The sequence below is a fragment of the Pseudomonas sp. efr-133-TYG-103a genome, from assembly GCF_030209235.1.
GTDB lineage: Bacteria > Pseudomonadota > Gammaproteobacteria > Pseudomonadales > Pseudomonadaceae > Aquipseudomonas.
The window spans coordinates 169,882-183,560 of sequence record NZ_JARVSK010000006.1; the positions used below are offsets into that span (position 1 = coordinate 169,882).

Here is a 13,679-nt window from a genome sequence, read left to right on the forward strand (position 1 = left end):
TCCCTCTGTTTCGTGTGCGTTTTGTCTTTCGGGACGGAAAAACTAACGATCAAGACTGACCTCAATAACCTTGACCGATTCCGGGTGTTCGCCATCGCTATGCGCGGCATAGGTCCAGGCAACCCGCGTGTTGTCCGGCAGCACCTGCTCGACGACTCTGGCGTAACTGTCGTAGTGGTATCGGGTGACGATGTCTTGTTGCCTCGGTACCTTGATCCGTCGTTCGACTATTCGGTCCAGGCCGTCACGCTTGAACACAGTCGCGCGAACCACTTGATTCTGATCGTCCAGGATGTCCTCCCGGATCGTGCTGCCGGACACATTGCTGCGGGTTACTCGCTTGGCGGTGCGTTTGCCGGAGGTGGCCTGCTCCCACCGCACGGTGCGCATTTTGATCGGGTCATGCATGAGATGGCTGATGACACCCGAGGGAGAGGTCATGCAGCAGGCGTTTCCCCAGTCGTCGTAAGCTGTCCGGGTGCAAAACTCGAACGCTTTGGTGCCGTCGGCGAGCCACTCAAGGGTCGTTTGCGTGATCACGCGGCCTAACGGGTCGTATGAGGTACGCGAGATTTCGCGGAACGTGCCTTCGGCGTGGTCAAGGTCTTCCAGCTCGACAGCGACGACACGGCCTTTTCCATCCAGCCACGTTCGCCGACGTTGGCCCGAAGCGTCGGTTTCTTCGAGCCCGACGCTCGTCGCCAGGTTTCTGGGGCGATTGGCGTCTACGAAGGCATCGGCCACGTGGTAGTCGCAAGTGCGTTTGGCCTCGTACTCGGAGCCGTCGGCGATGACGGTCTGAATGATTCTACCCAGCAGGTCATATCGAAAACTGGTGACAACGCCTGCGGGGCTTGTCTCATCCAGGGTCTGGCCAGTGAACAATGAGCGGCTGTCAGACGTCATTGAACGACTGACCGGACGGTTGGGGTCGAAGTCGTGCCCCTCGATAATCATCTGGGTACGAAGCCGATCTGCTTCCGTGGTGTACACATATCGAGTGGTCGTAGCCCGGCCGTTGAGGTGGGTCACCGAGGTATCGAGTCGTCCGTAGTCCGGCCCATTCCCGCGTATGTACGTTTGCAGCGTGCGCTCCAGCAGCTGGCCCTCGGCTTGGTTCCAGCTCTGCTCTTCAACCACCACGGCGCGGGGATATTCTCCGGGCAGCAGTGACGCAAGATTCTCGTAACGATAAGTGGTGTACAGCGTGGGCGCCGAGTGGTCGGCGGGTGTCGTGGTTTTCCTGCTGAGCAATCGCACCATGCCCAACGGATCCTGCGGAGCGTCATCACAGCCTTCTGCCGGATGATAGAGGCTTTGTTCGATCACGCCCGTTGGAAAACGGGTGTAAATCACATTGCCGTAATCGTCATAGCGGTACTCGATGGCCTCGCTGCGCTGATTCTGCGCATCCTGGTAATAAGTCGTGGTGACTATATGAGGCAATTGGCAGTACGCGGGTTGTGCTTCCCAGTTCAAATCCGGATCGTCATGGTACACAGTGCTGACCTGAACCTGCGCCTGGCCCCGGACGGTGTTCTCACGGGTCTGCAAATGAAATCGGTTCCACTGCCGGGTAATGGTGACAAGCGTCGTTCCCGCCTTGTCGGTCAACGTTTCCACAACCGAATACTGATAGTTCTGCTGAACTTTGTAGAGATTGTCACGGCCTTCATCCCACACAAAGCCGGCCTGACTGCCATATCCGTAGTGATTGGTATTGCCGATCCATCTGTAGCTGTGATGCAAAGTCGTTTCAGAAGCGCCTGTGCTTTGTTTCCATGCCACCACCCTTGGTACGTATTCGACGGGCGCGCCAGTGGGAAGTTGATGCGCGTTGTTCCGCGAACTCCATGTGATCGTGTCTGTGGCCCCCAGGGGGCTGGTGGTTTGCTTGGGAAAGAGAAAGTCTCGCTCGGCGCCCAGGTCGATCAGTTCATACGTGATATGAAAAGACGACTCGAATCCTGGCAGCATGATGTTTGAAAGCTGACTATTGAGCAGCCTCAGCTCAATGGTGTGAGGAGACTCGGAACCGGGGTCGAACACAAAATGGACCCGGCCGGTTTCACGCTCGATCTCCAGTAAGGTTCGGCTCGCGTCGGAGATACTGGACAGCGTGTGTCCGCCCTTACCGTCCGGACGCCAGGCGAAAAACATCCTGCGGCCTTCCGGTGATCGCATTTCCCGCAACAGAAAATCGCCTTCCCCACCAAGCCGCTCCAGGATCTCGACTTCGCCCGATTTGCTGTCCACCCGATAGCTGTCGGCGCTGAGTTTGGTCACCTTCCGTGACTTGAGTTTGTGATCGGCAAATACCAACTCGCTGCCGATGGCGCCGCCGCTGGCGTCTCGATCCACAGAGAAGTGCTCGCCGGACGACAGCGTCAGAAATGCCATATCCATCTTCAGCGTGAGTGCTGAGACCAGAGCAGACCAACCCAAGCCATAACCGTAATCTTGCAACGATGACAACGGGCTGAACGACAGGGTCAAGGCGAACGAAGGGCCGCCCAGTTCATTGGCGTGTACGGCGGGTAACGTAATAGCAAGATTGAACTGACCCGTACGAGGATCAACAGCAGACTGCACGACCCCCAGAAAATTGTTGCTCTGGGAATAGAGGCCTCCGGGGTTTTCGAGACGCGCGCTGGTAAGCGCCCGGGACACGTCGCTTATCATCTTTTCACTGCTCCATCAGAAGGCTTTGCAGACCGATGGCCGATGTGAGCGGGGGAGGCGACGTTTACTTGTAGCGTAGTGCGCTGTTCATAATCATTACCTTGGCCAAACGAAAACTTCAGTTCATGGCTGTTGCCATTTTTGTCAAAGGCCAGTACGCCGCAAGGGCCTTGATGCTCAAGTCCTTCAGCGTTAAAAGGGATTTTGTTGTCGGCCTGTAGCACAACGACGACGTGATGGCTGTTAGTTGACTTGACCTCTTCATGCCGGCGTCCAGAAAAATCGGCTCCGACTACGATAGCCGGGTTGAATCGGAACTTTTTATCATTCGGATAAGCGATGCCAACGTTCGACGCTGCGGATTCATCATTAGCATTGCGCTGCCATTTGATCATCCCATCGGAGTGAGCATCGCGTGCCTCAGCGTAAACAAGAACATCCTGCTTGGTAGAAATCGACCATTCGTTTACGAAAGCGCTAGCAGGAGGGCCTCCGTTCTGCCAGGTAATTGCCCAGTTGTAGTCGTCGGGAAAGGAATAAGTCGGGACGGATACGGAAGATAGATCGACACTTGAATCAAAGGTGTCTTCGGTGACGTAATGTTCATTGTCTGTTTTGCTGATCCTGGCGCGCAGCGTGATCTCACTGCCTCCCAAGGCGACTGTGCTCACGTAAAATTTCTTGGTGAGCTCGGCTCTGCTGGCGGAAGAAGGCGGGGAGGAAGACACGTGAGTTCTGCCCGAACCTTCGTAGTAGTCAAAACGCTCGTCGTGCGTCAAGCTGGCAAACCAGTCAAAGCTTTCAGTTCTATGATCGGGAAGCGGTATGTAACTGCCTTCGGCATCGAGGTAAACGAGCGTGAGCGACTTCAGTTGCTCCTCTGTAATAATCTCTTCTTCCACCGCTTCGACGGTCAGCGTAACTTCAACTTGTTGTAAGCCGTTGCCGTACAGCCCAGAATTTGTTGAGCTGACTTCAATTTTGAAAGTGCTAAGCCACTCAGTGATATCTCCATGCCTATTGGCCGCTTCATTGGGTCTTTCCATGACTGCATCATCCTGTCAGGACTGCTATTAAACCAACCTTAGCATTCTTTTGGCGAGCAGTATTAAGTTGTCTCGGCAGAGAAAGTCCGAGCGCTGTAGAGTTAAAAAAGTTAATAGCCACTGTGCTTCGGCCAGCAGTGGCGTTATAGCGAATAGCGCTGACGGTGTAAAAAGGGAGTTAAGCAGTCGGTCTAATATCGCGAAGCGTTATGAGCTATCCAATTTGGAGATAATGCTCATTTCGAATCGGTCTAATCAGTAAAACAGGCAGGCCGTTCGCGCGCATGAAAAAAGCCCGGCACACAGGCCGGGCTTTTTTGACAGACGGTTTGCGCTTATTGCACTTCCACCGCCAGGCTCTCACTGATCTTCTTCTGCCAGATGGCAGGACCTGTGATGTGAACCGACTCGCCCTTGCTGTCGACGGCGACCGTGACCGGCATGTCCTTGACCTCGAACTCGTAGATCGCTTCCATGCCCAGTTCCGGGAATGCCAGCACTTGCGACTTCTTGATCGCCTGAGCGACGAGGTAGGCAGCGCCACCCACGGCCATCAGGTAAACGGCTTTGCTGTCCTTGATCGCGTCGATAGCGGTCGGGCCGCGCTCGGATTTGCCGATCATGCCCAGCAGACCGGTCTGCTCCAGGATCTGACGGGTGAACTTGTCCATACGCGTGGCAGTGGTAGGACCTGCAGGGCCGACCACTTCGTCACCGACCGGATCGACCGGGCCGACGTAGTAGATGAAGCGGCCTTTCAGATCGACCGGCAGGGTTTCGCCCTTGTTCAGCATCTCGACCATGCGCTTGTGCGCCGCGTCGCGACCGGTGAGCATCTTGCCGTTGAGCAGAACGGTTTCGCCCGGCTTCCAGCTCTGCACTTCTTCCGGCGTCAGGGTGTCGAGGTTGACGCGGCGAGCCGACGGGCCGGCTTCCCAGACGATTTCCGGGTAAGCGTCCAGCGGCGGCGCTTCCAACGAAGCCGGACCGGAACCGTCGAGGACGAAGTGTGCGTGGCGGGTGGCGGCGCAGTTCGGGATCATGCAGACCGGCAGCGACGCAGCGTGGGTCGGGTAATCCATGATCTTGACGTCGAGCACGGTGGTCAGACCGCCCAGGCCCTGGGCGCCGATGCCCAGTTGGTTGACCTTCTCGAACAGCTCCAGACGCATTTCTTCCAGACGGTTCGACGGGCCGCGAGCCTTGAGCTCGTGGATGTCGATGGATTCCATCAGGACTTCCTTGGCCATGACCGCGGCTTTCTCGGCGGTGCCGCCGATGCCGATGCCGAGCATGCCAGGCGGGCACCAGCCGGCGCCCATGGTCGGGACGGTTTTCAGTACCCAGTCCACGATCGAGTCGGACGGGTTGAGCATCGCCATCTTCGATTTGTTTTCGGAGCCGCCGCCCTTGGCCGCCACGTCCACTTCCACGGTGTTACCCGGGACGATGGAGTAGTGGATGACCGCCGGGGTGTTGTCCTTGGTGTTCTTGCGAGCGCCCGCCGGGTCGGCGAGGATCGAGGCACGCAGGACGTTTTCCGGCAGGTTGTAGGCGCGACGCACGCCCTCGTTGATCATGTCGTCCAGGCTCATGGTGGCGCCATCCCAGCGCACATCCATGCCCACGCGTACGAATACGGTGACGATGCCGGTGTCCTGGCAGATCGGGCGATGGCCGGTGGCGCACATCCGCGAGTTGATCAGAATCTGGGCCATGGAGTCGCGGGCAGCGGGCGATTCCTCACGCAGATAGGCTTCGTGCATGGCCTGGATGAAATCGACGGGGTGGTAATAGGAGATGAACTGCAGGGCGTCGGCGACGCTCTGGATCAGGTCATCCTGCTTGATCACGGTCATGGGCGTTCTCCTCTATCAGGCGGGAACATTATGTAGGGCGGTTCGCGCAGGATGCGATCGGCAATCGCGCAAACGGCCTTGGCTCGGCTACCGCTCGGGCGCTGCGGCAGGAAAAGGCGCGGCAGTATACCGCTTGACCGCCGACGCGACACCCTGCCGCAGGGTAAACATTGGTCTTAATGGGCAGGGGGCGCCGAGTGGTCAAGGTTCGTTCCGGGCCCGCAGGTTGCGTTGAGGAGAATGTTCAAACAGGGAGGTAGACGCCGGGCGTTGCCAGGTCAAATTTCTGTCCTTTCGAGTAACCTGGCCCTCTGGCGCCAACCAGACGTTTTAGAAAAGGGATTTTCTGTAAGGGAAGACTGGTATCGATGCCATGACGCCCGGCAGTGTGGAAAAACCACTGCAGTTCGCCTGTCTGACCGACGTAGATGATCTCGTCAAATGCAATTACCGGCCTGCGTAAGACATTGGCAACCTGCTGCGCTGCGCCACTGGACCCCGCCTCACACGCCAGCAGTACCAACGGGCGATGGTTTTCATAGCCGACCAGCCGCGGCATGATTTCGCGTTTGGCAACGGTGCCGGCTGACTCGAAGACCCCGTTTGCGTTAAGCAGATGGCCACGTGGTGAACCATGGGTTTCAAAGGCTCTGAGATTATTGGTCCCCCATAGCTGTTCATAAAACGTCACGTCGTGTCCGCCAGGACCACTCTCCCACATGACATGAGCGTGTGCTTGTTTGCGAAGCGTGGAAGACGGGCTTGCAGCTTTGCGCGACGCGGCTCTGGCCAGATGCTGACCAGCTCCGCTCAATGCGCCTGCGGCGATCCCAGTACCCAGTGAAATCCAGCCGAGCACGCCAGTGGTGGTTTTGTCACAACCCGCTATTTCCATTAACAGCGACGCAGCCCCTGTCGCGACCGAAATGACATCCAGCGTCGCGGCGGTGAGGATCATCACCGAACCTGCAGTCAGCGACCCGTAGCCGGCATAAAACAATGATCCGATCACTGCCGTTGCAGCGCCCGCACTGGCCACCGCTGCCGCGACACCGATCACCAGGCCAACCCCCGCCAGCGCGTAATTCACCCAACTGTGTCCATCCGGGTCGATGCGATTGACCGGATCACCCGCGCAATAAACGTAGGGGTTGATGCCGCCCTTGCCAAACGGGCTTTCGCTGTCGGGGCTCAAAAAGCACATCAGCACCGGGTCGTAAGGGCGGTAGTCGCCCAGGATCTGCCATCCGGTGAGCGGCTCATGGCGTTGACCCGCGTAGCCGAACGGCACGCTTGCCTCATCCTGTGGCTCGACGCCGTAGGCGCCGTAGCGGCGCGTGCGCACCGAATGTCCGGCCTCCAGACGAATACTGCCTTGCGCGTCTGCGCCAAGCAGGGTGGTTTGACGAATGCCCGCGGTTACCTTGCTGACTGCGAACAGGCCCAGTTCACCTGAGCAGAACTGTCGGCTGACGCCTTCGGTCGTTTCATGGGTCAGTTCCTCGCCACTGTAAAAACTGCGGCTCAGCGTGCCATCGACGGTGCGATCGACCAAGCGGCCATGAGCGGTGTAACCATATTGGCAGGTGCGGTTCGCGTGGTGCACTTCGACCAGGCGATCTTGCGAGTTCCAGACCATGCGACGGCCCAGGCTGTCACTGATGACCCGACCACAGGCGTCGTAAGTGAGCGTCACCGTTTTGGGCCACGCCGGGTGGGTATGGGTGATTTTCACCACTTGAACCGGGTTGTTGGCGGCGTAGGTGAAGCGCGCCTCATCGACGCTCGTGTCAGCATAAAGCGTCACCACCTTTTCGTGACCGTTGAGCGCGTTGAAGGTGAAGGCCTGTCTGACGATACGATTGCCGAACGGATCCTCGGGGGCGACTTGCGCGTCTGCTGCGTAACCGGTCAGGCGGCCTCTGACGTCGTAGGTGAACGTTTCCGCGCCCGTTCCGGCGTCGTCTACCCAGGCGCGCGAGGTCATTTTATCCAGCGCCGAATAGCCCAGTGTCTGAGTGGATGTCGTGGATTCGCCGTCATGCGTGACGGCCGTGAATGTGCGTGTGTGCTCCCTGCCCAGGCTGTCGTAGGTGAGTGTGGTCATCAACGATCCTGCACTGTCGGGATCGTCGACGATCATTTCGACGGGCCGAGACAGCCCGTCGTATCGATAGCGGGTCACCACATCGCCCACCCGCGTTTCCTGCACGCGACCGAAGGCGTCGAATCGGCGGCGGTGAACCTTGCCCAACGCATCGACGAAACCCAGCGGCGTGCCGTTCAGCGAGTAATGCCACTGGGTGCGGTGGTGGCGTTCGTCCACCGTCCAGATGTCCTCCTCAGGCTGCCCGGACGTCGTAAAGCTGAACGACTCGGTGCCCAGCGCACCGCTTGCCGAAACCGGCATGCCCATCGGGTGGTAGGTGATGCGCTGCGTCGCCTCGTCGCGAGGGGTGACACTGAGCAGGCGGTTGTTCAATTCCGGCTCGTAGGTGAACTCAACGTGTGTGCCGTCGGCCAGGGTATTGCCTGACGGCGGAAGTTGTCCTTTCGCATAATGGAAGCGCGTGAGACAGCCCGCTGCTTGCACTGACAACTGACGGCCCAGGCCGTCGAAGGCCTGACGACCGATGATGAGAGGAGCATTCATGGTTCCAATCCTTGGAGGTGATGTCCGAGAAGTGCGCCGACGATTCAGACCGGCACCACGGTGCCGTCAGGGTGATAGATATTGGATCGCGCCGGTTTGTAGGTGGTTTTCCAGGCTTTGAAAGGGTTGCCCGTCGCACGCATGCGTTCGAGGTAAGAAGTGGCTTGCGTCGGGATGTTTGCGGCGTTCGGGTTCAACTGCAGATTGGCGAACCCTTTGACGAACACCTTTTCCGTGAAGCCCTGAACGGGACGGCCCAGCTCCTTGGCAATCTCCAGCGCAGCACCGTTCTTCCCGCCCCAGCACGACAGCAGCACGAACGTGTCATCTGCGCCGGCACCGAGCGCTTGCAGTCGAGGGGCGATGATGTCTCTTGCGAGGTCGGCTGCACGCAATGTGCTGCCGTCTGGCGCCATGAGCAGCGCGCGTTTTGGATCTCCGTGGGTCAGAAGGGCGGCGCGGTTGGAACCGAGATACGTCTCGATGAACCCGACGTCCACTCCCTTGGATGTGTGCTGCGCCAGCACTTCTCCCTTGCCCAGCCGGCCCGGCTTGGGCACTGCCCATCCTTGCTTGCGGTCCAGCGCCTTGAGCTGTTTGCCTGCCTGTTTCAACGTGAACAGCTTTAGGCCTACGCCAGCGCCCGCCAGGCCGGCTACCATGGAAATGCCGCCCAAGACACCGGAGGCGGCGCTGTCGTCGCCAGCGGCTTCCAATATCACGCTGGCAATGCCTGTCGTCATGCCGACGATGTCCAGCGCCATACTGACAAGCCCGGCGATTTGTGAGGAGGTCAGTAAGCCTGGTCCAACGCTGATCAGCGCTCCTGCCACCGGCATGGTCGCAATGAGCCCCGCAATTACCGATACCACGGCCACTGCGATACCTGCGACTGGAAGAATGTAATCCGTCCAGCTATGGCCATCGGGGTCTACACGATTGACCGGATCCCCTGCACACCACGCATATGGATTGATCCCGCCCGGCCCGAACGGGCTGTCGGTGTCGGGTGCGAGAAAGCACATCAGCACCGGGTCATAGGGGCGATTGCCGCCGGGGATGCTCAGTCCTGACAGGGGCTCGATCTGCTCGCCGGCGTAGCCAAATGCGACTTCGCTGGCGTCTGGAGCCTGTGCCCCATGGGCGGTGTAGCGGCGTGTGCGCACGGTGCTGTCGGCTTCGAGGCGCACGCTGCCCTGTGCGTCAGTGCCCAGCAGGATGGTCTTGCGGATGCTGCCCGTCACTTTGTTCACGGCGAACAGTGTGCTCAGATCGCCGATCAATTCGATGCTGTCTTCGCCGCAACGCTGATGGGTGAGTTGATCGGCACTGTAGAAATCACGTGTCAGCAGCCCGTCGACTTCTCGGTCAGTCAGCTGTCCGCTGGGGTCGTATCGGTACGTGCAAGTGCCGGATGGCGAGCGGACCTGGGTCAGTCGACCCTGGGTGTTCCAGCTCAGGTGACGACCAAGGCTGTCGCTGACCACGCGCCCACACGCGTCGTATTCCAGCGTGATCTCTGACGGCCAGGACGGATGGGTGTGAGTGACTTTCACCGGACGGGTCGGGTCGTCGACGGCGTAGCTGAAGCGGGCTTCATCGCGGCTGCCGTCAGCGTAGGTGCTCACGACTGTCTCGTGGCCGTTGTACGCGTTGAAAGCGAAGGTCTGATCGACGATGAGGTTGCCGAATGGATCCGGCGCTGCCGCGTGCTCATCTGCGGTGTAGCGCACGAGCCGATCGCGCACATCGTAGGCGAAATGCTCTGCGCGGCGCTCGGTCCCATCGTCCCAGGTTCGAGAGAGGATCTGGTCGAGCCCGGTGTACGTCAGGGTCTGGGTGATCGTTCGACCGTCTGTGCCGCGCGTCTCACCCGTTCGCGTGAGGGTGAAGGTGCGCGTGTGCTCACGCCCTGCGGCATCGTACGTGATCGCAGTGGTCAGGGTCTTCCCGGTTTGCGGGTCGCTGACACTGACGGTCGCCGGTCGCGACAGGGCGTCGTAGGTGTAGTGGGTGTCAACCTCGCCGACGCGGGTGGTGCACACGCGGCCAGATGGATCGAATTCGCGCTGATGGGTTACCCCCTTGGCATCTCGAAAGCCCTGCAGCAGGCCACTGAACGAGTAGCGCCAGGCGGTGGTGTGCGTTTGTCCGTCGACGGTCCAGCTGTCTTCGGTTGCCTGTCCTGTGGTGCTGAATGCGAAAGCCTGGATGCCCAGCTCACCGACGATTGTCGAAGGGTGTCCGAATTGTGCGTGCCTGGCTATCTGCGTTGCGGTTTCACCATCAGCTTCAACCCTGAGCAGTGGGTTGTTCAGGTCTTTCTCATAGGTGAACTCAATCTTTTTGCCATCAGCGAGCGTGGTCGATGTAGGCGGCAGTTGCCCGGCGTGGTAGTGAAAGCGGGAGGTGTTGCCGCCGACACTGACCGACAGCTGACGGCCCAGGCCGTCGAAGGTCTGACGACCGATGATTGTGGGGTTGTTCATGTTTTCGATCCTTCGAAATGTTGCTTCCATCGGAAGCGCTGCTCTGCGCCGCAGCGTTCCCGTTCATGACATGCCGTGTTCCAGCACTGTGCTCACGACGCCTGGGTGACAAGGGGCGCGGTGACGGCGACGGTCTCGGGGTGGTTGTCGTCGCTGTGAGCGGCGAAGGTCCAGTTCACGACCGTGTCGTCAGCCAGTCGCTGTTCGACGATGCGCCCGTATGCGTCCAGTCGCACGGACGTCACGCGATCGACCTGGCCAGGCACCTGAAGGGTGGTTCGGGTCACTCGATCCAGGCCATCGCGTTGCCATTTTTTGGCGCGAATCAACCTGCCCTCGGTGTCGTAGAGCTGCTCCATGATCGCGCTGCCGGCGGCGTTGTGGTGCGTGACCGTGTGCGGCCCCTTGAGTGCGCCATTCTGCTGCCAGCTTTTGACGCTGAGGTTGATCGGGTTGTGCTCGGTATGGCTTTGGACCCCATCGGGTGTAACGCTCAGGCTGGTCTGGCCCCAGTCGTCGTAGTGCGTGTGAGTGGTCAGTCTGAGTGCGGTCACGGTGGTCGGATCCTCGGGATCGCGCAGCCAGTCCTGCTGCGTTTCACTGACCGTGCGGCCTTCGGCGTCGAACACACAGCAGGCGATCTCGCGGAACACGTCAGGGGCGTGGTCGATGTCTTCGAGCTCTACGCGCACTGTGCGACCCTCGCCGTCGAGCCATTGGCGACGACGCTGTCCGGTCGAGTGCCGATGCTCGATCAACACCGGATTCTCGTCACCGGTCCTGCATTCACGCGCTTTTTGATCGTGCACATGGTAGGTCGACGCACGCCTGGCTTCGTAGCGGCTGTCATCGGCGGTCACCGCCAGTGTGATGCGACCGAGGCTGTCGTAGACGTAGCGCGAAACGACGCCCGCCTGATTGCGCTCCCGCGTCAGCCGGCCCGTGTCGAGGGCTCTGGCACTGCTTTGCGTGGCACGCACGTATTCGGTGTTCTCGAAACCGGTGATGGTGGTGTGAGTGCTCAGCTCGTCCTCGCTCAGCTCGTAGCGAAAGCTTGTTGTGGTGGCTTTGCCGTTGAGGGTCGTGACCTTGCTGTCCAGACGTGCGTAGTGCGGTCCCGGTTCGGTGATGTAGGTCTGCGTGGTGGTTTCCAGCAGACGACCTTGGGTGTCGTCCCGCACGGTTTCGCTGTTCACCACGACAAATGCGGGCGCGCCCTTGAGCTTCGAGGCCAGTGATTCGTAATGGTAGGTGGTGGACATCACCGGGGCGCCGCCGTAGGTGCCGTCTCCAAGGGGCGCGGGCTTGATGGTCTTTTTCTTCAAGTGCCGCACCATGCCCAGCGCGTTGGGCGGACAACCGCTGCCTTCGGCCGAAGCCGAAGCGCCTTCAGCCGGGTAATACTCGCTGTGTTCTTCAACGCCGGCGGGCGATCGGGCGAATACGATGTTGCCCGACACGTCGTAGCGATATTCGGTTTGCTCGCTGCGTTGCACACCGGCGCGGCTGTGGTCGATGTACGTGACGGTCTGCAGATGGGGCAGTTGGCACCACGCGGGCTGGCCATCCCAGTCGACATCGGGCTCAAGGCCGAACGTGGTTTCGGTGCGCTTCTCGGCGCTGCCGCGGCGTGTCACTTCGCAGGTCAGCAAATGGAAGCGGTTCCAAGTCCGGGTGATGGTCGCCAGGGTTTCCCCGTTGGGCGCGGTCAGGGTTTCGACGACTTCGTACTCATAATCCTGCTCGACCTGATAGAGGTTGTCGCGCCCTCGTTGCCAGTCAAAAGCCTGATCGCTGCCGAACCCGAGAAAGTTATGGGCGCCGGACCATTCGTAATAGCGAGAGAGTGCGGTATCGGCCGTTCCCGCCGAGTGTGTCCATTCCAGCACTCTGGGCATGACGTCGAAAGGCGCACCGGGTGGCAGTCGATGGCCTTCTTCCCCAGTCGCCCAGATCACTGAATCGGTCGCGCCCAGAGGGCTGGTGAGGCTGGTTGGCAGCAGCAGGAAGTTCTGGGCGTCGAGGGCATGATGGTCGTAGACGATGGAGAAGGGCGTCTCGATGCCGGGCAGGTACATCTCGCTGAGCTTGTCGTTGGCCAGTTGCAGGCGCACGGCCTCGTCCTCGCGTCCCGGTATCGAGAACACGACTTCGCCGTCATCGGTGTTCAGCTCGAGCAAGGTCCGGGTTTCGTCGCGGATCGTTTCAAGGATGAAATCGCCATTACCATGAGGCGCCCATTCGACGAACACGCGATTGCCTTCCGGGCTGCGCACTTCCGTGACCAGGTAGCGCGCGCTGTCGTGCTGTCGAGTGAGGATTTCCGTCTGACCGTTTTTCTGATCCACGCGGAACACGTCTTCATGCTCACATGTCACCACCATGGATGTGAGTTTGGCGTCGAACAGCTTCAGCTCGCTGCCCGGGGTGAAGGTGGTGTCGTCGAGGTCGACGGCGAACTGTTCGCCCGACGACAAGCGCAGCGATGGCGCATCCTGATGCAGGTCGAGCTCGCTCAAGTCCAGCGACCAGCCCAGTCCGAACCCTTTATTGCGGGTCGAGCCCAGTACGCCAAAACTCAGCGTGGGCGTGAGCGCGGGACCGGCCAAGTTGTTGGCCGGCAGTAGAGGCAGTTTGAAAGCGATGGTGAATTGTCCGGTGCGGGCATCGACACCGGTTTTTATACAGTCCATGAAGTTGTTGGCTTGGGTATGAATGCTGGACATGCGAATTCTCTTTAGTGGTAGGCCATTAAGTGAAAAAGCGCGTCATGAGAAAGTCGATATGACGCGCCAGCGCAAGTTCGACTTACACGTCAAACATTCTGAAATCTATTTCGTTGCCCGAGTTTTTCTGGGTCATTTCAATGAAGTGTTCGGTGCCGTATTGGTCCAGCACTATCCAGCGCGTTGGACCGGTTGCCGGGACGCGAGGCGTTAAATCGGCCGGA

General features: G+C 59.6%; 6 protein-coding genes. All 6 read right to left on the bottom strand.

Annotated features, from left to right (window positions below):
* Positions 1–42: 42 nt before the first annotated feature.
* Positions 43–2,682 carry an RHS repeat domain-containing protein gene (locus QRN36_RS05610; RefSeq protein ID WP_285423144.1) on the bottom strand — a complete coding sequence of 880 codons (2,640 nt, stop codon included), beginning with the start codon at positions 2,680–2,682 and terminating at the stop codon, positions 43–45.
* The gene (locus QRN36_RS05615; protein WP_285423145.1) at positions 2,679–3,728 is read right to left on the bottom strand and encodes a hypothetical protein; all 1,050 of its coding nucleotides are present in this window, start codon (positions 3,726–3,728) and stop codon (positions 2,679–2,681) included. Before QRN36_RS05615 ends, QRN36_RS05610 begins: the two co-directional genes overlap by 4 nt.
* Positions 3,729–4,063: 335 nt before the next feature.
* Positions 4,064–5,587 carry a fumarate hydratase gene (locus QRN36_RS05620; RefSeq protein ID WP_093461653.1) on the bottom strand — a complete coding sequence of 508 codons (1,524 nt, stop codon included), beginning with the start codon at positions 5,585–5,587 and terminating at the stop codon, positions 4,064–4,066.
* Between the two features lie 244 nt (positions 5,588–5,831).
* Complete coding sequence (locus QRN36_RS05625; RefSeq protein WP_285423146.1) at positions 5,832–8,240, bottom strand: RHS repeat-associated core domain-containing protein; 2,409 nt, start codon at positions 8,238–8,240, stop codon at positions 5,832–5,834.
* Between the two features lie 44 nt (positions 8,241–8,284).
* Positions 8,285–10,729 carry an RHS repeat domain-containing protein gene (locus QRN36_RS05630; protein ID WP_285423147.1) on the bottom strand — a complete coding sequence of 815 codons (2,445 nt, stop codon included), beginning with the start codon at positions 10,727–10,729 and terminating at the stop codon, positions 8,285–8,287.
* A gap of 92 nt (positions 10,730–10,821) precedes the next feature.
* Positions 10,822–13,455 carry an RHS repeat domain-containing protein gene (locus QRN36_RS05635; protein WP_285423148.1) on the bottom strand — a complete coding sequence of 878 codons (2,634 nt, stop codon included), beginning with the start codon at positions 13,453–13,455 and terminating at the stop codon, positions 10,822–10,824.
* Positions 13,456–13,679: the final 224 nt, after the last annotated feature.